The following is a 22,681-nucleotide window of genomic DNA, read 5'->3' on the forward strand; positions in this document are numbered from 1 at the left end:
ACGCTCTGGAGTTCCGTCCGGTCGCCGCAATATTTTCACGCTTTACAGTCGCCAGCGATGCGGCAGAGTTGACCGCGCCGTCAACCTCTGTCTCTGTAAACCCATGGGTGAGCAGGACATGATGACGCCGGAGCAGGCGGCCTATGCCTATGCGCATTGGTGGCGGGAAGCGGGGCTGGATTGCGCCACCGACGAGGCGCCCCGGCGCTGGCGGGATGGCGAACCCGTTCCATTCTGGCGACGCTCTTCCAACACAGCCAGTGGCGCAGCAGACGTTGCCGCGCGGCCGGCCATTGATGCGCCTGCTGAAGCCCCCGGGCCGGCGCCGCAGCCCGCCCCCGTACAGGCCCGCACGCCGGATCAGGCGCCCAAGAGGATGCCGGGAGATTTACCGGGCTTCCTCGACTGGATTGCGCAGGATGCCGGCCAGCCGGAAGCCGACTGGCATGGCGAGCGGATCGCGCTCCCCGCCCTGCACGCGCCGCGCCTCGTTCTCCTCGTCGAGATGCCGGCCGCCGGTGCAACCGATCTGGCCCAGCTTCTCGAGCCGCAACAGCAGCGGTTCATCGCCTCGATGCTCGGCACGCTCGGCCTTGAGCCCGCACAGGCGCCCTGTCTGCCGCTGGCTCTGCGCCGTCCGCCGGGCGGTCATCTCGATGCCGCTTTGCTCCCCCAGCTCGCTGCGCGGATCAGCCGCTATCTCGATCTGGTCCAGCCGGGCGCGATCATCCTGCTGGGTGACCGGATCGGTCGCGCCATGCTCGGCGAGCGCTGGCGACCCGGCCTCGTGGGACTTGAAAAGATTGACCTGCCGCATGGCAGCGTGGATACGGTCGCCCTCGCGGGGCCTGATCTGCTAATGAACCGGCCGCTTGCCAAGGCCAGAAGCTGGCAAAGCGTGCGTATGCTCCATGGATTGTTGACGCAATGAACAGGTCTCCTTCCCGATCCCGTGTGCGCCGGTCGTTGCTCATTGCCTTGTCGCTGTGCGCGCTCGCTGGCCCGCTGGCGGTAGCCCAGCCGGCGGCGGCGGCTTCGGCGATCCCGACGCCGAGCCAGGATGAGCAAGGCCGATATGGCGCCATTCTCGCCATGCTGGAGGGCAAGCGCTGGGACGAGGCGCGCAGTGCCATTCTCGGCCTCTCCGAGGCGGACAGCATGCGCCCGCATCTGCTAGCCGAGTTGTATCTCGCCAAGGATAGCCCCCGCGTCGAGCTGTTCGACCTGCTCGACCTGCTGCACAAGACGCCCAACCTTCCGCAGAACGACCGCATCGCCTCGCTGGCCCGTAAGCGGGGCGCGCAGACGCTGCCGGACCGGCCGGCCACGCGCCAGCTCATGTGGACCGGCACCTCTCCCCAGCGGCAGATGCTCCGCTCCGTGAAGGGCGATGCCGCGGCTGATCAGTTACGCGGTACGCTGCTCCAGTATATCAAGGACGATCAGCCTAATCAGGGCGAGGCCCTGCTCGCCTCCGCCGAGGCCGGGCTCGGCATGGATGGCCGCACCGAATTGCGTCAGCGCCTCGCCTGGTCCTATTTCATCTGCGGCGATACCGCCAATGCCCGCCGCATGGGCGCGCTGGCCGTCGATGGCGGCACCGGCGAGTTCGTGGCGCCCTCTTACTGGGTGATGGGCCTCGCCGCCTGGCGCGAGAAGCAATGGGCCGCCGCCGCCGACTCTTTCTATCATGCCGCGATGAGCACGTCCGATGCGGACCTGCGCAGCCGCAGCTATTTCTGGGCCGCGCGCGCCATGATGGCCGACCGGAAGCCCGAGCGAGTCAATGCCCTGCTGCGCAGCGCGGCGCGCGATGAAGAGAGCTTCTACGGCCTGCTGGCCCGCGAAACGCTCGGCCTCGGCTTCAGCACCGCGCTCAAGCGGGAGAATGTGTCGTCGCAGGATTGGTCACTGCTCGCGGGCAGCGGCAATGTCCGCAACGCCGTGATCCTCGCCACGCTGGGCCGGAGCGCGCAGGCCGATGCCGTGCTACGCCACGAAGCGGCGCTGAGCGACGACACGCGCTATAGCGCACTCGTGCATCTCGCCAGCGACCTCTCGTTGCCGACCACCCAGCTCTGGCTCGCGCAACGCTCGCCAAGCGGGCGCAAGTCAGCCGCTTATGCGCGCTATCCGCGCCCGGAATGGTCACCGAGCAATGGCTGGCAAGTCGAGCGCGCGCTGGTCTTCGCGCACGCCCTGCAGGAATCCCGCTTTCAGACCGATGCACGCAGCCCAGCCGATGCACGCGGCTTGATGCAGGTCCTGCCGGGCACGGGCGCGCAGCTTGCCCGCTCCAGCGGCATGGCCGTTACGCCCGATCAGCTTTACGATCCGGCCGTCAGCCTCGCGCTCGGCCAGGCCTATCTGCGCAAGCTCAGCCAGATGCCGGCCACGGGCGGACTGCTGCCCAAGGTCGTCGCAGCCTATAATGCCGGCCCCACCCCCATCGAGCGCTGGAACGTGCAGATCCGCGATGAGGGCGATCCGCTGCTGTTCATCGAATCCGTGCCTTATTACGAGACCCGCGCCTATCTGAACGCCGTGCTGCGCAATTACTGGATCTACCAGATGGACGAGCAAGGCGGCCGCTCCCCGGCACTCTCGGCCATGGCGCAGGGCCTGTGGGTCCGCTTCCCGGATGGCAGCAAGGATGTCGCCGTCCGCGTCACCCCGCATGGGACTGCCGCCGGTGCCTATTGACGAGAGCCGCGTCTTCACCCCGGTTCAGATCGCCCTGCTCACCATCTCCGACACGCGGACGCTGGCAGACGACCGATCCGGCGATACGCTCGCCGAGCGGGTGACCGCTGCCGGCCATGTGCTGAAGGCCCGCGAGATCAGCAAGGATTCGGTCGAGACGATCCTTGGCCATCTGCACCGGTGGATCGATGACCCGCAGATCGATGTCATCCTCACCACCGGCGGCACCGGCGTGACCGGGCGCGACGTGACCCCCGAAGCGCTGGAAAAGGTGCAGGACAAGGCCATTCCAGGCTTTGGCGAACTGTTCCGCTGGCTCAGCTTCCAGTCGATCGGCACCTCGACCATCCAATCCCGCGCCTGTGCCTGTGTGGCGCGCGGAACCTACATTTTCGCCCTGCCCGGCTCGACCGGCGCGGTGAAGGACGGGTGGGACCAGATTTTGGTCCACCAGCTGGATAGCCGCTTTCGGCCGTGCAACTTCGTGGAATTGATGCCGCGGTTGCTGGAGAAGTAGGCTCAGGAAATCCACATCCCGTTCGTGTCGAGCGAAGTCGAGACACGCCTAGCACGGCGCTCATGTGTCTCGACTTCGCTCGACACGAACGGGAGATGGGGAGGTGCCCCTAAACCTCCTAAAATCTCAATAAGCGCGGCCGACCAGAACCCGCTCTACAGCCTTCTCGCCGGTAAAGATGCACGTCCCGCTCGCCGGCGTCGCATCCATCGGCACGTTGCGCAGCGTCAGCTTCTCGCCCTTCAGCCAAGCGACCACCTTGTCCAGCGCCGCGCCGGTGGGCTTGCTCCATTCGACTTCGACCCAGCCGGGCTTGTCCCCGCCGAATGCACCCGCCAGCGCCGTCAGTTCGCTCACGTCGCGGCGGATGTTCGCATCCAGACGCGCGCGCGCCTCACTGTGCAGGGTATCCTGAACCCCGCGCAGCATGTCCGCGACCGCCGCCACGAAAGCATCCCGCGCCATGACCTCGCTCGCCAGCTTGCCCGCCTCATTATAGAGCCGGTCTCGCCGCACGACCGAAACATTGCCGCCCGCCACATCGCGCCCGCCGACCTCGACGATGATCGGCGCGCCCTTCTTGACCCAGCCCCAGCGCTTGGGCGCAGCCTTGATCGGCTTCTTGTCGAACAGCACCCGCAGCGGCTCGCGGAACACGTCCACTGCGCCCAGATCCTTCGCCAACGCCTCGCAATAATCGATGACTGCCGCATCCTCGTCTGAATCGCGTAGCATGGGCACGATCACCACCTGATGCGGCGCGATCATCGGCGGGCAGCGCAGCCCGTCGTCATCGCCATGGACCATGATGACGCCGCCGATCATGCGGGTCGAAACGCCCCAACTCGTGGTGTGGCACAGGGCCTGCTGGCCGTCCTGATTCTGATATTGGATGCCGGCCGCCTTGGCGAAGCCCGTGCCCAGATAGTGCGAGGTGCCTGCCTGCAACGCCTTGCCATCCTGCATCATCGCCTCGATGGAATAGGTGGCGACCGCGCCGGGGAAACGCTCATTCTCCGGCTTTTCCCCCGCGACCACCGGCATGGCCAGCTCGGTTTCCGCAAAATCACGGTACATTTCGAGCGCGCGCATCGTCTCGGTCCGTGCATCGGCTTCGTCGGCATGGGCGGTATGCCCTTCCTGCCAGAGGAACTCGCTGGTGCGCAGGAACATGCGGGTGCGCATCTCCCAGCGCACGACATTGGCCCACTGGTTGGTGAGCAGCGGCAGATCGCGCCAGCTCTGCACCCAGCGCGCCATCGCCTTGCCGATCACCGTCTCGGACGTGGGGCGCACGACGAGGGGCTCCTCCAGCTTGCTGTCCGGATCGGTCTGCAATTTGCCGTCGATGTTCTTGAGGCGATGGTGGGTGACCACCGCCATTTCCTTGGCGAAGCCTTCGACATGGTCGGCTTCCTCGGCGAAGAAGGAGAGCGGGATGAACAGCGGGAAATAGCAGTTCTCAACACCCGCCGCCTTGATGCGCGCATCCATCAGCTTCTGGATGCGCTCCCAAATGCCATAACCCCACGGACGGATGACCATGCAGCCGCGCACGCCGCTTTCTTCGGCCAGATCGGCCTCGCTGATCACGGCCTGATACCAGGCAGCGAAATCCTTGGCTCGGGTGACGGGCAGCGCGTGCTTGATGTTGGACAATGTCTGGCTTCCGGGATCTGGATTGGGAATTGCGGCGGTGTTTATTTGGCGGTCTTTAGTGGCGGCGCGGGAAAATACCAAGGTGTTCGCGCAGGAACGCCCGGCGACGACCGGGAACTTTCCCTGACCTCACTCGTCCCGTCTCCAATGGCCCACTTCTCGTCGATGATTCGCACTACGCCCCGCCGCACCCGGATCATCGCGATGATCGCGGCCGCGCTGCTGGTTCTGCTTCTGGCCCTGTTGGTACTGGCTGCAACCTTCCCCGCTTCCTGGTTCAAGGATGCCGCCGAGCGGCGCCTGTCGGACCAGATCGGCACCAAAGCCACCATCGGATCGATGACGCGGGAAAGCGCATTTTCGTTCAGCCCCGTGATTCAGGTGCGGGATATCCGTGTGCCCCAGCCGGCCTGGGCCGGCGAAGGCGATCTGGCGCGGATCGAGGCGTTGCGGTTGCGTCTGCCCGTGATCGGACTGCTGCTCGGGCGCGGCGGGCCGCAGTTGCTCTCCGCCCGTGGCGTGCGGCTGACGCTGGTGCGCGACGAGAATCGCCGCAAGAGCTGGGACGCGCTCGGCAGCAAATCGAATAAGGACGACCAGGGCAGCTCGGAAACGCCTTTGGTCCGCGTCGATGATGCCGTGATCGATTATCGCGATGCCTTCCAGAGGCGGCAGTTCAAGGTCAACCTGTCGGTCGATCCGCAGCAGGGCCTGCGCGGCACCGGGACCGGCACCGTCGAAGGGGAACCGGTCACATTGCGGCTCACCGGCGCGCCAATGCGCGCCGGGCAAAGCTGGCCCTTCGATGCGCGCATTATGGGGGACGCCCTCACCATGCACGCGCGCGGCACGATGGCGGGCCCGATGCGCACGGACGACATGAGCTTCAAGGTCTCCGCCCGTGCCAGCACGCTCAAACTGGTGGACCGGATCATCGAGGCCGGGCTGTTCGGCACGCAGCCGGTTGATATCGCTGCCAATGTCCAACGGCGCGATGGCGTGTGGAGCGTGGCCGATCTGGGCGGCACCGTCGGCCGTAGCCGGTTCACGGGCGTGCTCACGGTTCGCAAGGTGGATGGCCGCACCAAGCTGGATGGCGAGGCGCGCTTCAGCCAGCTCGATTTCGAGGATCTGGCCGACGACAAGGGCAATGCGCAGGCAGTCGCGCTGGAGCGGGCACAGGGCCAGCGGCTGGTGCCCAACACGCGGATCAACATCCGCAAGATCGACAAGACGGACGGGCGCATATCGGTGCGCGTCGACCGGATTCTGGGCGGGCGGCGCCCCTCCTCCCTCACCAATGCCAGCGCGGTGCTAAATCTCGACAACCGCATCCTCACCGTCGATCCGCTGCGCATCGGCCTGACGCAGGGCGTGATGGCCGGGCGGGCCGTGGTCAATCAGCGCGATGGCCAGCCCAAGCCGACGGTCACGCTGGCGCTCGACATGCGCAACAGCAGCATCGCGGCGCTGGCGGGCGGAGACGGCAACAGCGAGGGCGACGTGCAGGGCCGCGTCGACGCCCGCGCGCGCCTGACCGGCGTGGGCGACACGATCCGCGAGGCTGTCGGGCAATCGAACGGAACCGTAGGCGCGGTCACCCGCGGCGGATCGATGCCGGCGCGGTTGGCCGGCCTGCTCGGCTTCGACATAGGCAAGGGCCTGTTTGCGGACGAGGACGGGCGGGAAGCGCTGCGCTGCGGTGTGGTCCTGCTCGATATGCGGGGCGGACGCGGCGTTGTGCGCACCTTGGTCGTCGACACGCCGGTCAGCCAGTCACGTGGCACCGGCACAGTCAGCTTCCCCGCCGAACGTCTCGAGCTGACCCTCAAGGGCCTCGCCAAGAACGAACATGCGCTGCAGCTTCCCGGCAATGCCCATCTGCGCGGCACATTGCGCAATCCCGATCTGGTCGTGCCGGAAAACACGCGCTCGGTCGGCAACATCCTGAAGGCAGTCGGTCGAGCGATCGGTGGTCGCGCGGAAACCGCACCGGATGCCAATTGCGCAGCGCTGATCGCTCGGACCGTGGGCCGCTAAGGCGCGGCCATCCGACCGCGCCAGATTGGTCAGCCGCCCAGCTTGTCAATCTTGGCGTTAAGCGCGGCAAGCTGTGCCTTCAGCTCGGAAACCTCGTCAGTAGAGTCGCCAGCCTTCGCGGGTGCGGCAGGTGCAGCGGGCTTGAAGGCATTGGCTGCGGCATTGAGCATTTCCATGTTGCGCTTGGCAATCTCCGCGAACGGGCCACCGGCGAACGCACCCTGCATCGCTTCCTGGAATTGCTGCTGGTTCTTGCGGAATGCTTCCATGCTCGCCTCAAGATACTGCGGCACCATGGACTGCATCGAGTCGCCGTAGAGCGAAATGAGCTGGCGCAGGAAGCTGACCGGCAGCATGTTCTCGCCGCGCTGTTCTTCTTCCATGATGATCTGGGTGAGCACATTGTGCGTGATGTCTTCGCCGGACTTGGCATCGACCACCACGAAATCGCGCCCCTCGCGCGTCATCTGCGAGAGCAATTCAAGTGTGATATAGCTGGAGGTTTCCGTGTCATAGAGACGCCGATTGGCGTACTTCTTGATGACAATGGTCCCTGATTCGCCACCTGATTTCGATCGTGCCATAGATGATGCTCCACCCTCCGTTGGGCGCAACATAGCATCGTTTCTTTCTGCACCGCAACATGGGCCGCGTCCGCTGCCGCTGTTTCTTTCCATATTGTGGCAAGTTACGGCACAAGATGCCCAATTACGGCGCAAGGCATTGGCAGGATTGCGCCGTTTTCAGACAGCATCGCGACCTGCGCCGAGTGACCTGCCGGAAATTGCTGCGCAAAATGGCCGCGCGGCTTTGCTCACGCGAAACGGCAATGCACAACGCAGCATGAGGGGCGCCGGCGGAGACCGGGCGCCGGTCATCCTCATCCCGTCGCTGATCAACCCGCCCCACGTCCTCGACCTCTCCGAACAACGCTCGTTGCTGCGCTATCTTGGACAGCAGGGCCATAATGCCCTGCTGCTGGACTGGGGGACGCCGGATGAAGGCGAGCGCGACGTCGATCTGGCCGATCATGTCGAGCGCCTGCTGCTACCCCTGTTGCAGCAACTGGATCGCCCGCCCCTGCTCGTCGGCTATTGCCTGGGCGGGACGCTTGCCATCGGCGCGGCTTCGCGGCTGCAGGCGCTGGGCAAGCCGATCGCCGGCGTCGCGACCATCGCGGCGCCGTGGGACTTTTCCGCTTATGACGGCCCCTTTCAGTCCCAGCTTGCCGAAATCTGGGCCAAGGCCAAGCCCGGCTGCGAGGCGCTGGGCCTTGTTCCGATGGAAGTGTTCCAGACCGGCTTCTGGTCGCTCGATCCCGATCGTACCATTCGCAAATATGCCGCCTTCGCCGAGATGGAGGCTGAAAGTCCGGCCTTTGAGGCCTTCATCGCACTGGAAGACTGGGCCAATGAAGGCGCGCCGCTCACGCTGGCGAGCGGACGAGACCTTGCCGAGCGGTGCTATGGCGCCAATATGACAGCGAGCGGCCAATGGTCCATCCACGGCACCGTCGCGGACCCGCAAGCGCTGGATTGCCCGACGCTCGCCATTGCTTCGACCACGGACCGGATCGTCCCCGCCGCCGCCGTGCCACCTGCGGCGGAACGGATCGACCTTGCGCTCGGCCACGTCGGCATGATGATCGGCAGCCGTGCGGAAGCGCAACTGTGGAGAGGATTGAGCGACTGGCTTTCGCGCTGTGGCGGCTGATGCTAGAGGCCCGGCACGAGAGAGAAACCTGCGCCCCTGGCGCCGCAATCGAGGGACTTGCCAATCCATGACCGATATCGTCATCACCGCCGCCAAGCGCACGCCGGTCGGCAGCTTTCTGGGCAGCTTCGCCAACACCCCCGCGCATGAACTCGGTCGCGTCGCCATCGTCGCAGCACTAGAGCAGGCCGGCGTCTCGCCCGATGAGGTGAACGAGCTGATCTTCGGCCAGGTGCTCACCACCGCCCAGGGCCAGAACCCGGCGCGGCAGGCGGCCGTGAACGCCGGCATCCCGATCGACCGCACGGCGATCACCATCAATCAGGTCTGCGGCTCGGGCCTGCGCGCCGTCGCGCTCGCCGCGCAGGCGATCCGCTGCGGCGATGCCAGCATCATGGTGGCCGGCGGTCAGGAGAATATGTCCCTCTCGCCCCACGCCCAGATGATGCGCGCGGGCACTAAGATGGGGCCGATCACGCTGATCGACACCATGGTCAACGATGGCCTGACCGATGCTTTCAACGGCTACCACATGGGCATCACGGCGGAGAATCTTGCCGAAAAGTACGGCATCACCCGCGAAGAGCAGGATGCCTTTGCGGCGGCGAGCCAGAACAAGGCGGAAGCTGCGCGCGCCGCCGGCCGCTTTGCCGACGAGATCGCGCCTGTCACGGTCAAGGGCCGCAAGGGCGACACGGTCGTCGATGCCGACGAGTATATCCGTACCGGCGCCACCATTGAGGCGATGGCGGGACTGCGCGCTGCGTTCAAGAAGGACGGCACGGTCACCGCCGGCAATGCCAGCGGCGTGAACGACGGCGCTGCGGCGCTGGTGCTGATGACCGCCGAAGAGGCCGCCCGTCGCGGCGCGCCGGTGCTCGCGCGCATCGCCAGCTGGGCGACCTGCGGGGTCGATCCCTCGATCATGGGCATCGGCCCGGCCCCGGCCAGCCGCATCGCGCTGGACAAGGCCAGCTGGTCGCTTGCCGACCTCGACCTGATCGAGGCGAACGAGGCCTTCGCGGCGCAGGCGCTCTCGGTCGGCAAGGAACTGGGATGGAACCCGGACATCGTGAACGTGAACGGCGGCGCCATCGCGCTTGGTCACCCCATCGGCGCCTCGGGCGCGCGCGTGCTCACCACGCTGCTCTACGAACTCGCCCGCCGCGACGGCAAGAAGGGGCTCGCAACGCTCTGCATCGGTGGCGGCATGGGCATCGCCATGTGCGTCGAACGCTAAGCCATACATATCCTCATTACAGGCGCCAGCTCTCGCACGGGCTGGCGCCTTTTTAATGGCCACGGCGCCTGACTGAAGATGCTCCAACCGACGGTCAGCGCCGCGCCCCGACAGCTATAAATCGTCAGCGAAGGCCGAAAATTCGGCGCTTTCGGGTTGTCCTCATGCCGCATTGTCTGGATAAGGTGGGCAGACCTTTTGAGGATCGTTCGATCCTGATCACCATCGGCCTGATCGCCATCGGATCGTCAATTACCTGCCGACGCATCACGGGAGCTGCGGATTTTTGTTGCTGATACTCGCCTTGCTGCCATTTCTTGGCGCGTTGCTGTTGGCGATGTTCAGGGACGCCAGCCGAAATCTTCAGGCGTGGATTGCTGCCGGCACGACCGGCGCGGCACTCGCGATCCTCATCGCGCTCATGCCGGCCGCTCTCGCCGGGCAGACGCCTACGATGCAGATCGACTGGGTGCCGGCCCTCGGCCTGTCCTTGGGGTTCTTCCTCGATCCGTTGGGCGCGATGTTCGCGGGGCTGATCCTCGGCATCGGCCTGCTCATCATCGTCTACGCCCGTTTCTATCTGGCAGCGGAAGACCCAATGGGGCGCTTTCTGGCCTTTCTGCTACTGTTCCAGGGCGCCATGCTGGGGATCGCCCTCTCCGACAATGTGCTGCTGCTGCTCGTCTTCTGGGAGATGACCAGCCTTTCCTCCTTCCTGCTGATCGGCTTCTGGCGCGATAGAGCCGAGGCTCGGCAGGGCGCCCGCATGGCGCTGGTGGTGACGGGCGGCGGCGGGCTCGCGCTCATCGCCGGGCTATTGCTGCTGGGCAGCATTGCCGGCTCCACCGATATTCGCACCATAATGGCCAGCAGTGACCTCATTCAGGCCTCGCCGCTCTATCCGGTCGCGCTGGTGCTCATCCTGCTCGGTTGCTTCACCAAGTCGGCGCAATTCCCTTTCCACTTCTGGCTGCCGCACGCCATGGCGGCACCGACACCGGTCAGCGCCTATCTCCATTCCGCGACGATGGTGAAGGCCGGCATCTTCCTGATCGCGCGCCTATGGCCGGCGCTGGCGGGTACGGATCTGTGGTTCTATCTCGTCGCGACAACTGGCCTCGTCACCATGCTGATCGGCGCCGCCATCGCGCTGTTCAAGACCGACCTCAAGGCCATCCTCGCTTATTCGACCGTCAGCCATCTCGGGCTGCTGACCATGCTCTTCGGCTTTGGCAGCGGCACGGCGGCGATGGTCGGCGTTTTCCACATCCTGAACCACGCCATCTTCAAGGCGGCGCTGTTCATGAATGCCGGCATTGTCGACCATGAGGCTGGCACGCGGGATATCCGCCGGCTGGGCGGTCTCGCCACGCTGATGCCGATCACCGCGACGCTGGGCATGATCGCGGCGGGATCGATGGCCGGCCTGCCTCCCTTCAACGGCTTCCTATCCAAGGAAATGATGCTCGACGAGGCGGCGCATACCGCCTGGCTGGGGATGGGCTGGCTGGTGCCAGCCATCGCGGTGGTCGCCGCGACGCTCTCGGTCGCTTATGCGCTGCGCTACGCTTTCCAGGTCTATCTGGGCCGCCAGCGCGATGACTATCCCCATGCGCCGCATGATCCGCCCTTCGGCCTTTGGGCGCCCTCTGGGCTGCTCGTCCTTCTGGTCATCCTCGTCGGCCTGTTCCCCGCCACGCTGACGACATGGCTCGTGCAACCGGTCGCCGATACCGTCACCGCAGGCAGCGCCGGGACATTCGCGCCGGCCCTCTGGCATGGCGTGAATGCTGCTCTGCTGATGAGCCTGTTTGCCGTGGCGGTGGGCGCGCTGATGCTCTGGCGGTTCGGCCTCGCCGAGCGCATCTGGCAAGCGCTCCCGCTGCCGGAAGCCAAGCGCCTGTTCGACAGCGGGATTGCGACGCTGGTGGACGCCGCCCGCGGCTTCATCCATGCCGTGCACAACGGTTCGCTGCAGCGGCAGCTTGCGCTGATCTTCGTGCTTGCCATTGCGCTGACGGTCGAGGGCGTGCTGGTCGGGGGCGGCAGCGGCACCGGGCCGCGCGCGACCCTGCCCGCCTCGCCCCTCGCAATCATCGGCTGGCTGCTGCTGGTCGGCGCGACGGTGGCGGTCGTCATCTCCCAGCGCGAGCGGTACCTCACGCTCGTCTTCATCAGCGTGGTCGGCCTCATCGTCTCGCTGGGCTTTGTCTATCTCTCCGCGCCCGACCTGGCCCTGACGCAGATTTCCGTCGAGACGGTCACGATTCTGCTGCTGCTGCTGGCGCTCAACCTGCTGCCCAAAAAGCCCGCCCGGCTCTCCAGCAATGGACTGCGGCTGCGGGACGGCTTGCTCGGCCTGGTGGGGGGCACCGTGGCCGGGCTCGGGGCGTGGGCCGTGCTCACCCGCGCGCCCAATCAGCCCATCTCGACCTTCCACTGGGAGAACAGCTATTCGGGCGGTGGCGGCACCAATGTCGTGAACGTGACGCTGGTGGATTTCCGCGCCTTCGACACCTTCGGCGAGATCATCGTGCTCGGCATTGCCGCGCTGACCATCTTCGCCCTGCTGCAGCCCGCGACGCGCGGCGCGGCCGGCGCGCGGTTGCGGGCCTGGCTCCCGGACCTCATTCGCTCGCCCGAACGGCACCCGATGATGTTCGTCGTCGCCACGCGCCTCCTGCTGCCGCTTGCGATGATGGTCGGCATCTACATCTTCCTGCGCGGGCATAATCTGCCGGGCGGCGGTTTCATCGCCGGGCTCATCATCTCCATTGCCGTGCTGATGCAATATATGGCGTCGGGCTTCGAGTGGGCCGAACAGCGCCGCAAGTTCGACGAGCATCTGATGATCGGCCTCGGGGTCATCATCGCCGCGCTTACGGGCATCGGCTCGCTCGTCTTCGGCGCCCCGTTGTTCACCAGTGCCTTTGGCTATGTCACCCTGCCCGTCATCGGCACGTTCGAGCTGGCGACCGCCATGCTGTTCGACATCGGCGTGGCGATGACCGTGATCGGCGCCGTCATGCTCGCGCTGGCCGAACTCAGCCACATCGCCCAGCGCGCCGACAAGGAAGATCATAGCGACGACGCGCCCATGGATGTCGACCCTGCGCGCAACCTGGAGGCCAAGGCATGATCAGCATGGAAATGCTCGTCGCCAGCGCCATCGGCATCCTTACCGCGGCCGGCATCTATCTGTGCCTGCGCGGGCGGACCTTCCCGGTGGTGCTCGGCCTTGCCATGCTGTCCTACGCCATCAACGTGTTTCTCTTCGCGATGGGGCGGCTGGTCGTGGATCGCCCGCCGATCTACGAGAAAGGCATCACGGATTATACGGACCCGCTGCCGCAGGCACTGGTCCTCACCGCCATCGTTATCGCCTTTGGCATGACGGCGCTGGTGGTGGTCCTTTCCCTGCGCAGCTTCCTCGAGACGGGCACGGACCAGGTCGACGGCAAACCGGATGACGAGCCGGAGGACATCGTGCCATGACCGCGCTGATCGCCGCGCCCCTGCTGTTGCCCGCGCTCATGGCCGCAGCCACGCTGATCTTCATGCGCCGCCACCGCTGGATCGGCGCGGCGATTTCCATCGCCGGCGCGACCGGCCTCCTCGCCCTCGCCATCTATCTGCTGGGCGTCGCCAGCAGCGGCACGATCTCCGTTTACGCGCTGGGTGACTGGGCCGCGCCCTTCGGCATCGTGCTGGTGCTGGATCGGCTCTCGGCGATGATGTTGCTGGTTACCGCCCTGCTCGCCCTGCCCGTGCTGTGCCATGCCGTGCTGACCGGGCTGGACCGCAAGGGCTGGCATTTCCACCCGCTGTTCCAGTTCCAGTTGCTCGGCATCAACGGCGCGTTCCTGACAGGCGACCTGTTCAACCTCTTCGTCTTTTTTGAGGTCTTGCTGATCGCCTCCTACGGCCTGATGCTCCACGGCCAGGGCGCAGAGCGCCTGAAGGCCGGCGTGCAATATGTGATCGTCAATCTCATCGGCTCGACGCTGTTCCTTTTCGCGATCGGGCTGCTCTACGGCATCACCGGCACGCTCAACATGGCGGACATGGCCGCCCGCATCCCGGCCCTGCCGGCTGCAGATCAGGGCCTGCTGCGCGCCGGCGCGCATCTGCTGACGCTGGTCTTTGCACTCAAGGCGGCCCTGCTGCCGCTGCAACTCTGGCTGCCGCGCACCTATGCCGGCACCTCCGCGCCCGTGGCGGCTTTGTTCGCCGTCATGACCAAGGTCGGCGCTTATGCGATCATCCGCACATCCTCGCTGATCTTCGGCGATCAGGCCGGCGCGGCGGCGTGGGCGCCGGAGGTGTGGATGATGCCGGCCGCACTGGCGACGATGGTGATCGGTTTTGCGGGCCTGCTGGCAGCGCGCTCCCTACGCGATCTTGCCGCATTCGGGCTGCTCGGCTCCACCGCCACATTGCTGGTCGCCATTGCGGCGTTCGACCCCATAGTGCTGACGGCGGGACTCTATTATCTGACGCACACCACATTGGCTGCGGCCTTGCTCTTCCTCGTCGTCGATCTCATCCGGCTGCGGCGCGGTCGTTACGGCGACACGATCGTCCCCTCCCCACGCTTTGCCGGCATCGAGCCACTGTCCGCGCTCTACCTGCTGGCGGCCATGGCCCTCGCGGGCCTCCCGCCGCTTTCGGGCTTCATCGGCAAATTGCTGATCCTGCAGGCGACATTGGCGGACCCTTGGGCGGCGTGGATCTGGGCGGTCATTCTCGGCACCACGCTCCTCGCCATTCTCGGCCTCGCCCGCGCCGGCAGCGCCATCTTCTGGAAGAGCGCAGCGCACCCCGACAATCCACACGAAGATGCCGCGACGGCAAAGCCCGATGCCCGTCTGGTGGAGATGTTGCCCGCCACTGCCTTACTCGCTACGCTGGTCGTGCTCACCGCCGCGGCGGGGCCGGTCACGCGATACATGGACGCAACGGCCCAGCAGCTTTTCGCGCCGACGCACACGATCGAGGCCGTTTTCGGCCCGGCGACGGGAGGGTGAGGCAATGCTGACCAAGCTCTTCCCCCATCCGGGCCTGACGGTGATGCTGCTCATCGTCTGGATCCTGATCCAGAACAGCCTGACGGCCGGTGGCTTCCTTCTCGGCCTCTTGCTAGCGACCGTCATACCGGTGTTTACCGCACCGTTCTGGCCCAACCGCCCGCGCCTGCGCTTCGGCTGGGCGATGCTCGATTATCTCGGGATCGTGCTCTACGATATCGTCGTGGCGAACTTCCATGTCGCCAAGCTCATCCTGTTCCGGCGCAACTGCGACCTCAATTCCCGCTGGATGACCATCCCGCTCGACCTGCACTCGGCCGAAGCCATCACCGTGCTGGCCGGCACCATCAGCCTCACGCCCGGCACCGTCTCTGCCGACGTGTCGGCCGACGGGCGCTATCTGCTCGTCCACACGCTCGACACAGGCGATGTCGCGCACGAGATTGCCCATATCAAGGCGCGCTATGAGGCCCGGCTGCAGAGGATTTTCCGATGATCGCGCTCGCGCTGACCTTCGCCTTCGCCTGCATCGCGCTGGCCGTGCTGCTCAACCTCTACCGGCTGCTGCGCGGCCCGACGCGGTGCGACCGGATATTGGCGCTGGATACCATGGTCATCAACGCCATCGCGCTGATCGTGCTGTTCGGCATCGACGAAACCAGCACCACCTATTTCGAGGCGGCGCTGCTGCTCGCGATGGTCGGCTTCGTCGGCACGGTGGCGTATTGCAAGTTCCTCCTGCGCGGCGACATTGTGGAGTAGGCCATGGCAGTGATCGCAGAAATCCTGATCGCCGCTCTCATCGTCCTCGGTGGCGCCTTCGCGCTGATCGGCAGTTGGGGCCTTGCCCGGCTGCCCAGCCTGATGACGCGGCTGCACGGCCCGACCAAGGCAACCACCCTCGGCGTCGGAAGCTGCCTCGTCGCATCCATGGTCTACTTTCCGTTCCGGGACGGCACCTGGTCGGCCCACGAACTGCTCATCACTCTGTTCCTGTTCATTACGGCGCCGGTGTCCGCCAACCTCATTGCCAAGGCGCATCTGCACCGGCAGCGCACCAATACCGACGTGCAGCCAATGGACGGTGTGCGGGATGCCTTGCCTGAGCCGGGCGGCGACACCGAATGGGCGACGTTCGGCGTCGATCGGCCGGAGGGGCGCTGAGCTATGGGTTTCGCTGCATGAATCCGGACGACGAGACGCCCGGCGGCCTTCTCCACTGGCTACGCGAACGGCTGCATATCGTCATCGGCACGGGCGGTCTGATCGCCTGGCTGGTCATGCTGTGGCTGATGTTCGGCGACGTCCTTTAACCCTCAATCGGGCGCGCCCCTAGCCCCGGGCGGCCAGTTGGTCTAGCATCGGGCCATGACAGGACTCTCACCGACCGAAATCGGGATCGTGGAGCATCTTAGGAGACGACAGGCGGACATGGCGACGCAAGTCGTCGACTGGGCGCAGGTCAACTCAGGTAGCCGCAATCTCGCCGGGCTGGAGCAGATGCGCCAGCATCTCGCGGCTCGACTGACGGAGATTGCCGATACCGTCGCAACCGTTGCGCCAGAACCCGCTGAAACGCTGGATGAGGCCGGCCGCACCGTTGCGCTCGCTCATGGCGCCAATCTGCTCGCCCGCAAGCGTGTCGCCTGCGCCCGTCGCATGATCCTCACCGGGCATATGGATACGGTGTTCCCGCCCGATCACCCCTTCCAGACCTGCCGCCTGATCGATGACGACCGCCTCAACGGCCCCGGCACCGCCGATATGAAAGGCGGGTTGCTCGTGATGATCGAGGCGCTGGCTGCGCTGGAGGCGGCGAATGCCATTCCCGATTTCGGCTGGGATGTGGTGGTCAATGCCGATGAGGAAGTGTCCTCGCTGGGGTCTGCAGCGCTGCTGCGCGAGACGGCGCGGCGCTGCCAGACCGGCATGACCTTCGAGCCTTCCGTCACGGTGGATGGCACGCTGGCGAGCGCCCGGCGGGGCAGCGGCAATTTCACCGTCGCTGTGACTGGCCGATCCGCCCATGCTGGCCGCAATCCGCTGGATGGCCGCAATGCCGTGGTGGCCGCAGCCGATCTCGCGGTGCGGCTGGACGCACTTAAGCATGAGATCGAGAGGCTTTCCGTCAATGTCGCGCGCCTGTCCGGCGGCGGCGCCAACAATGTTGTGCCCGATCAGGCGCTGCTGAGCTGGAACATGCGGCCCGTGGACTTGGCCGGCCAGCAGACCGCCGAGCAGGCCATCGCCCGGATCATTGCGCAGGTCAGTGCGGATCATGGCGTGACGATCGCGCTCGCAGGCAGCTTTGCGCGACCGCCCAAGCCCTTCGACGCGAAGCATCAGGCGCTGTTCGGGCTGGTCCGGGAAACCGGCGCGGACCTCGGCCTCGCTATCGACTGGCAGTCCAGCGGCGGCGTTTGCGACGGCAACAACATCGCCGCCCAGAATGTTGCGGTGGTGGACACGATGGGCGTGCGCGGGGGCGCCATCCATACCGATGAGGAGTTCATGATCCTGAGTTCACTGAGCGAACGCGCCGCGCTGGCCGCCATCACCATGCTGCGGATCGCGCAAGGACGGCTCGACCACGCCCTCGGTTCCGCGCCGGATATGGCAGGGGCCGCCCATGACTGACGGCTCTTTTAACAACTGGTTCGTCCGCCCTGCGACGACCGCAGACATCGACGCTATCTACACGCTCGCCGGCCAGACCGGCCCGGGCTTCACCAATCTGCCCCATGATCGCGAGGCCCTGTTCGCACGCCTCGAACGATCCCAGCGCAGCTTTGAGGCGCAGTTGAGCCAGCCCGATGATGAGCTTTACATGTTCGCGCTGGAAGAAGCCGGCACCGGGCGGATCGGCGGGACGGCGCTCATCTTCTCCAGCGTCGGCACCAAGAAGCCCTTTTATTCCTATAAGCTCACCCGCCTCTCTCAGCACTCGCGCCAGCTGGACCGGATCGTGACGACGAGCGTGCTCAATCTGGTCAACGACTTTGCCGGCGCGAGCGAGGTCGGCGGCCTGTTTCTGGTGCCCGAACTGCGGCGCAGCGGGCTTGGCGTGCTACTCGCGCGCAGCCGCTATCTGTTCATGGCGATGCACCGCACCCGCTTCGGCCAGCAGGTGCTCACCGAATTGCGGGGCTGGCAGGAGCCCGAAGGCGTCTCGCCATTTTGGGAAGGGCTGACCCGGCGCTTCTTCGACCTGGAGTTCGCCGATGCCGACCGCTTTCACGCCCTCAACGGCAACCAGTTCATCGCCGATCTCATGCCCAAGCACCCGATCTACACCACCCTGCTGCCACCCGAGGCGCAGGCAGCTATCGGCAAGCCGCACGCCAGCGGCGCTGCGGCCATGAAGCTGCTCGCGGCCGAGGGCTTCCGCTATGATGGCTATGTCGATCTGTTCGACGCCGGGCCAACCATGCAGGCCGACGTCGATGATTTGCGGGCGGTGAAGGAAAGCCGCGAGGCGGCTGCCTTCAGCGATGCACCTGCATCTCAGACCCAGGCCCGCCCGATGTTGCTGGCCGCCGGAGATTTGCTCGATTTTCGCGCCTGGCGCGCCGCCGGGCAGATCGAGGCCGAAGCAGAGCGCCTGACCCTGCCAGTGGATGCGATGGCGCTCGGCCGCCTGAACGAGGGCGCAACGGCCCGTTATCTGACGACCGACTGACCGAACAGACCAGAGACGAAACGAGCGGAAAAGCCATGACCGACCTGATTTCCACCGACCCGTGCACGGGAGACGTCGTCTGGCGGGGCGTTGCTGCGGATGCCGCTGCCGTCGATGCCGCCGTCGCGCAGGCCCGCGCCGCCCAGCCCGGCTGGGAACGCACGGCGCTGGAAGAGCGCATCGCCATTCTGCGCGCCTATGCCAGCGCGGTGAAGGCCCATGCAGATGACGTCGCGCGGGTGATCTCGCGCGAGACGGGAAAGCCTTTCTGGGAGACCAGGACCGAAGCGGTCAGCGTCGCTGCCAAGGTGGAGATTTCCATCGCTGCGCAGGCCGAGCGGGCGGGCGAGACGCTGCGGGATGGAGACGGGTTCGCTCTGGCGTTGCGCCATCGGCCCCATGGCGTGCTGGCGGTGCTCGGGCCTTATAATTTCCCGGCGCATCTGCCCAACGGGCACATTGTCCCGGCCCTGCTGGCCGGCAATGCCGTGGTCTTCAAGCCCAGCGAACTGGCGCCGGCCACGGCGGAACTGATGGGCCAGCTTTGGCGGGAAGCTGGCCTGCCCGACGGTGTGCTGCAGATCGTGCAGGGCGGCGGCGAGACCGGCAAGGCAGTGGCCGCGAATCCCGGCACGGATGGCCTGCTGTTTACCGGCAGTTCCACCACCGGCAAACTCCTCGCGCGCGCATTCGCCGATACGCCGGGGCGTATTCTCGCGCTGGAAATGGGCGGCAACAATCCGCAGCTCGCCTGGGAGATAGCTGAGGCGGACATGGACGCTGCCGTTGCGCTTATCGTCCAGTCCGGCTGGCTTTCCGCCGGACAACGCTGCACCTGCGCGCGCCGGCTGATCGTGCAGGACGAGATCGCCGACGCGCTTATCGAGCGGGTCACGGCAACACTGGACAGGCTGATCGTCGGCGCGCCCTTTGACGATCCGCAGCCCTTCATGGGGCCGGTGGTGGATAATCGCGCCGCCGATCTGGTCGAGACGCGCGTTGCGGATCTGCTTGCGCTCGGCGGGCGCCCAATCCGTCCGCTGGTCCGACGAGATCCCGGCTTGCCCTTCCTCTCCCCGGCGCTGATCGACATGACCGGCATCGAGACTGCCCCTGACGAGGAGATTTTCGGCCCGGTGGTCCAGCTCTGGCGCGAGACGCATTTCGACCGCGCCATCGCCCGCGCCAACGCGACGCGCTTTGGCCTCTCCGCCGCTATGCTGGGGGGGAGCCGGGCGCAGTTCGAGCAGTTTCGCGCCGCCACTCGCGCCGGCGTCGTCAACTGGAACCGGCCCACCAACGGCGCAAGCTCCGCCATGCCCTTTGGCGGCATCGGGGACAGCGGCAATCTGCGCCCCAGCGCTTATTATGCGGCCGATTATTGCGCCTTCCCCGTAGCGGGCATGGAGGCCCCGGCGCTGGACGGTACGCTTTCCACCGGACTGCGCGCATGAGCACCGCGCCCGCCTTTCGCGAGGTCAATTTCGATGGGCTGATCGGCCCGACCCACAATTATGCGGGCCTCAGCCTCGGCAATCTGGCCGCCACGCTCCACGCGGGCGAGGTCTCACAGCCCCGCAAGGCAGCCCTGCAAGGCATCGCCAAGATGCGCACGCTGCACGGGCTGGGGCTGGGACAGGGCTTCTTTCTGCCGCACGATCGACCCAACGCGGGCTGGTTGCGCCAGTTTGGCTTCGATGGATCGGACGCGCAGGTTTGTGCCCGTGCCTGGACGGAAGAACCGCTGCTGTTCGCCCAAGCCGCCAGCGCATCCGCGATGTGGGCGGCCAATGCGGCGACCGTCTCCCCCGCCCCGGACACGGCGGACGGGCGGACGCACTGCACCGTCGCCAATCTCGCGACCATGGCGCACCGCAGCCATGAATGGCCCGAAACGCTACGGCAGTTGCGGCACATCTTCGCGGACGAACGCTATTTCGCGGTCCATGATCCGGTCCCGGCCCGCTTCGGCGATGAGGGCGCAGCGAACTTCATGCGACTGGCCTCCCCCGTGAACGGACCCGGCGTCGAGGTCATGGTCTATGGCGAACCGGGCGGGCGCTTTCCGGCCCGCCAATCGGCCGAAGCCTGCCGCGCGATCTTCCGTCGGCATGGCATTGAGGACGGCCTGACCGTGCAGCAATCCGCCGAGGCCATTGCGGCCGGCGCCTTCCACAATGATGTCGTCGCTGTCGCGCATGAAAACATCCTCTTTGCCCACGAGCAGGCCTTCGCGGACAAGGCGGCCTTTTATGACGCGCTGGCGCAGCGCTGCCCGGATCTGATCATCCTGGAGGTGCCGGCTAGCGAAGTCTCGCTGGAAGCCGCCATTGCCTCCTATTTGTTCAATTCCCAACTGGTGACGCTGCCGGACGGGCAGCGAGCGCTGATTCTCCCGATGGAGTGCCGGGAAACGCCGGCCGTCAAAGCCTGGCTGGACAGCAATGTCGGCGCCAACGGCCCGATCCACGCCGCCCATTTCGTCGATGTGCGCGAATCCATGCATAATGGCGGTGGCCCTGCCTGCCTGCGCCTGCGCGTACTGCTCTCACGCGAGGCGGAACAGGCGGTTCACCCTGCCCATCTGCTCGACGAGCGCGGACTGGACCGCCTGGAGACGATCGTCGGCAATCACTGGCCCGAGCGCCTCGCCCCGTCCGATCTCGGCCTGCCCGACCTCTGGGCGCAGGCTCAGACGGCGCGGACGGCCTTGTGCCATGCATTGGAGCAAGCCTTGCCATGACCCGCTTCGTCGACCCTGCCGACATTCGCCTCGCCTTTTCAGAGGCGATGTCCGCGATGTACCGGGCCGAGGTGCCGCTCTACGGCACGCTGCTGGAGATCGTCGCCACGAGCAATGCTCGCGTGCTGCGTGACAATCCCGCTTTGAACGAACGGCTCGCAGCGCAGGGCGAACTCGACCGGCTCAGCGCCGAGCGGCACGGCGCCATCCGGGTCGGCACGCCGCAGGAACTGCACCTCATGCGGCAGCTGTTCGCCGTGATGGGCATGGTGCCGGTCGGCTATTATGATCTCGGCGTCGCCGGCCTGCCGGTGCATTCCACGGCATTTAGGCCGATCGACACGGCATCGCTGAACCGCTGCGCCTTCCGTATCTTCTGCTCGCTGCTCCGGCTTGAGCTGATCGAGGATGCAGCCTTGCGCGAGCAGGCCCAAGCGCTGCTCGCCCGGCGCTGCATCGTCACCGACGGCGCGCTGGCGCTGATCGACCGCTTCGAGCGGGAGGGCGGTCTGGGTACCGAAGAGGCAGAAGCCTTCGTGCTGGAGGCGTTGGAAACCTTCCGCTGGCATGGCGAAGCGCTGGTGGACCACGCAACCTATGAAGCCTTCAGTCGCGCGCACCGGCTGATCGCCGACATTGTGTGCTTCCGCGGCCCGCACATCAATCACCTGACGCCCCGCGCGCTCGACATCGACGCGGTTCAGGCCGAGATGATCGCGCGGGGCATCAAGGCCAAGGCCGTGATCGAAGGTCCGCCGCGCCGGTCTGTCCCGATCCTGCTGCGTCAGACGAGTTTTCAGGCGCTGGAAGAGGCCATCCTGTTCCGCGATGCCGATGAGACCGTAGCCGGCGTCCACACCGCACGGTTCGGCGAGATCGAGCAACGCGGGATTGCGCTGACGCCACATGGCCGCGCACTGTACGATGCAATCCTCGCGGAAGCCGAGCAGGCCCCCAGCATGGGCGGCAAAGGCTATGAAGCGCGCCTGGCGGAGATCTTCCAGCGCTTTCCCGATGATCTGGATGCGATCCGCGAACAGGGGCTGGCCTATTTCACTTATGCGCGGACGCCCAAGGCCGCCGCGCTGCCGGCGGGACGCCAGCTGCCATCCGGCGCGCCGGACGAGCTGGTCGCCGATGGCTGGCTGGAAGCGAGCCCGATCACCTATGAGGACTTCCTGCCGGTCAGTGCCGCCGGCATCTTTCGCTCCAATCTCGCCGATGCGGAGGCTGGATCCCGCGCTGGCGCGTCATCGCAGGATGAGTTTGAGGCCGCGCTGGGTGTCCCGTGCCTCGACCCGTTCGGATTATATCTCGATCAGGAGCAGGCCTCGTTCGACATGCTGGGATAGCAAGCCGG

At 66.1% G+C, this 22,681-nt stretch carries 20 protein-coding genes; 18 read left to right on the plus strand and 2 right to left on the minus strand.

From position 1 onward, the window contains the following. Window positions 1–118 precede the first annotated feature (118 nt). From M2343_RS06380 to moaB, 3 genes are read left to right on the plus strand one after another with little or no spacing between them, the layout of a single operon-like run. Window positions 119–931 (plus strand): hypothetical protein, encoded by an 813-nt coding sequence (locus tag M2343_RS06380; protein ID WP_264576014.1) that lies wholly within the window; start codon window positions 119–121, stop codon window positions 929–931. After that, window positions 928–2,703, plus strand: a complete 1,776-nt coding sequence (locus M2343_RS06385; protein ID WP_264576015.1) for a lytic transglycosylase domain-containing protein — start codon at window positions 928–930, stop codon at window positions 2,701–2,703. Before M2343_RS06380 ends, M2343_RS06385 begins: the two co-directional genes overlap by 4 nt. Beyond that, window positions 2,693–3,220 (plus strand): molybdenum cofactor biosynthesis protein B, encoded by a 528-nt coding sequence (gene moaB, locus M2343_RS06390; protein ID WP_264576016.1) that lies wholly within the window; start codon window positions 2,693–2,695, stop codon window positions 3,218–3,220. The genes M2343_RS06385 and moaB overlap by 11 nt, the downstream gene beginning before the upstream one ends. A 126-nt stretch (window positions 3,221–3,346) precedes the next feature. Here moaB and M2343_RS06395 read toward each other — a convergent pair whose 3' ends face one another. Then, window positions 3,347–4,870 (minus strand): proline--tRNA ligase, encoded by a 1,524-nt coding sequence (locus M2343_RS06395; protein WP_264577509.1) that lies wholly within the window; start codon window positions 4,868–4,870, stop codon window positions 3,347–3,349. A gap of 174 nt (window positions 4,871–5,044) precedes the next feature. Between M2343_RS06395 and M2343_RS06400 the strand changes: the two genes are divergently transcribed. Next, complete coding sequence (locus tag M2343_RS06400; protein ID WP_264576017.1) at window positions 5,045–6,919, plus strand: AsmA family protein; 1,875 nt, start codon at window positions 5,045–5,047, stop codon at window positions 6,917–6,919. Between the two features lie 29 nt (window positions 6,920–6,948). On the opposite strand, the gene phaR is transcribed toward M2343_RS06400, so the two are convergent. Continuing rightward, entirely contained in the window at window positions 6,949–7,503 is a 555-nt protein-coding gene (gene phaR, locus M2343_RS06405; protein WP_264576018.1) for a polyhydroxyalkanoate synthesis repressor PhaR, read from the minus strand. A 259-nt stretch (window positions 7,504–7,762) separates the two neighbouring features. On the opposite strand from phaR, the gene M2343_RS06410 reads away from it, so the two are divergent. The 14 genes from M2343_RS06410 to M2343_RS06475 all read left to right on the plus strand — a co-directional run bounded on the left by M2343_RS06410 (window position 7,763) and on the right by M2343_RS06475 (window position 22,673). Then, complete coding sequence (locus tag M2343_RS06410; protein ID WP_319799392.1) at window positions 7,763–8,632, plus strand: alpha/beta fold hydrolase; 870 nt, start codon at window positions 7,763–7,765, stop codon at window positions 8,630–8,632. Between the two features lie 67 nt (window positions 8,633–8,699). Further along, complete coding sequence (locus M2343_RS06415) at window positions 8,700–9,872, plus strand: acetyl-CoA C-acetyltransferase (RefSeq protein WP_264576019.1); 1,173 nt, start codon at window positions 8,700–8,702, stop codon at window positions 9,870–9,872. A gap of 289 nt (window positions 9,873–10,161) precedes the next feature. Further along, window positions 10,162–13,011 (plus strand): monovalent cation/H+ antiporter subunit A, encoded by a 2,850-nt coding sequence (locus M2343_RS06420; RefSeq protein ID WP_264577511.1) that lies wholly within the window; start codon window positions 10,162–10,164, stop codon window positions 13,009–13,011. 5 nt (window positions 13,012–13,016) lie between these two features. Continuing rightward, window positions 13,017–13,367, plus strand: coding sequence for a Na+/H+ antiporter subunit C (locus tag M2343_RS06425; protein ID WP_181561385.1), 351 nt, complete (start codon window positions 13,017–13,019; stop codon window positions 13,365–13,367). After that, window positions 13,364–14,899: a monovalent cation/H+ antiporter subunit D gene (locus M2343_RS06430; RefSeq protein WP_264576020.1), complete on the plus strand. Its 1,536-nt coding sequence runs from the start codon at window positions 13,364–13,366 to the stop codon at window positions 14,897–14,899. Before M2343_RS06425 ends, M2343_RS06430 begins: the two co-directional genes overlap by 4 nt. 4 nt (window positions 14,900–14,903) lie before the next feature. Next, complete coding sequence (locus tag M2343_RS06435; RefSeq protein WP_264576021.1) at window positions 14,904–15,395, plus strand: Na+/H+ antiporter subunit E; 492 nt, start codon at window positions 14,904–14,906, stop codon at window positions 15,393–15,395. Continuing rightward, on the plus strand, window positions 15,392–15,661 hold the full coding sequence (locus M2343_RS06440; RefSeq protein WP_264576022.1) for a K+/H+ antiporter subunit F: 270 nt from the start codon (window positions 15,392–15,394) through the stop codon (window positions 15,659–15,661). The genes M2343_RS06435 and M2343_RS06440 overlap by 4 nt, the downstream gene beginning before the upstream one ends. Window positions 15,662–15,664: 3 nt before the next feature. Further along, window positions 15,665–16,063, plus strand: a complete 399-nt coding sequence (locus M2343_RS06445) for a Na+/H+ antiporter subunit G (RefSeq protein ID WP_181559356.1) — start codon at window positions 15,665–15,667, stop codon at window positions 16,061–16,063. 17 nt (window positions 16,064–16,080) lie between these two features. Further along, complete coding sequence (locus tag M2343_RS06450) at window positions 16,081–16,212, plus strand: hypothetical protein (RefSeq protein ID WP_264576023.1); 132 nt, start codon at window positions 16,081–16,083, stop codon at window positions 16,210–16,212. A 55-nt stretch (window positions 16,213–16,267) separates the two neighbouring features. Then, entirely contained in the window at window positions 16,268–17,536 is a 1,269-nt protein-coding gene (locus tag M2343_RS06455; RefSeq protein WP_264576024.1) for a hydrolase, read from the plus strand. Beyond that, window positions 17,529–18,578 carry an arginine N-succinyltransferase gene (locus M2343_RS06460; protein WP_264576025.1) on the plus strand — a complete coding sequence of 350 codons (1,050 nt, stop codon included), beginning with the start codon at window positions 17,529–17,531 and terminating at the stop codon, window positions 18,576–18,578. The genes M2343_RS06455 and M2343_RS06460 overlap by 8 nt, the downstream gene beginning before the upstream one ends. 35 nt (window positions 18,579–18,613) lie before the next feature. Then, complete coding sequence (gene astD, locus M2343_RS06465) at window positions 18,614–20,032, plus strand: succinylglutamate-semialdehyde dehydrogenase (protein WP_264576026.1); 1,419 nt, start codon at window positions 18,614–18,616, stop codon at window positions 20,030–20,032. After that, a complete protein-coding gene (locus tag M2343_RS06470) occupies window positions 20,029–21,321 on the plus strand; it encodes an N-succinylarginine dihydrolase (RefSeq protein WP_264576027.1) in 1,293 nt (430 codons plus the stop codon). The genes astD and M2343_RS06470 overlap by 4 nt, the downstream gene beginning before the upstream one ends. Then, the gene (locus tag M2343_RS06475) at window positions 21,318–22,673 is read left to right on the plus strand and encodes a VOC family protein (RefSeq protein ID WP_264576028.1); all 1,356 of its coding nucleotides are present in this window, start codon (window positions 21,318–21,320) and stop codon (window positions 22,671–22,673) included. Before M2343_RS06470 ends, M2343_RS06475 begins: the two co-directional genes overlap by 4 nt. Window positions 22,674–22,681 lie beyond the last annotated feature (8 nt).

Origin of the sequence: Sphingobium sp. B8D3B (assembly GCF_025961875.1) — a bacterium.
Taxonomy (GTDB): domain Bacteria; phylum Pseudomonadota; class Alphaproteobacteria; order Sphingomonadales; family Sphingomonadaceae; genus Sphingobium.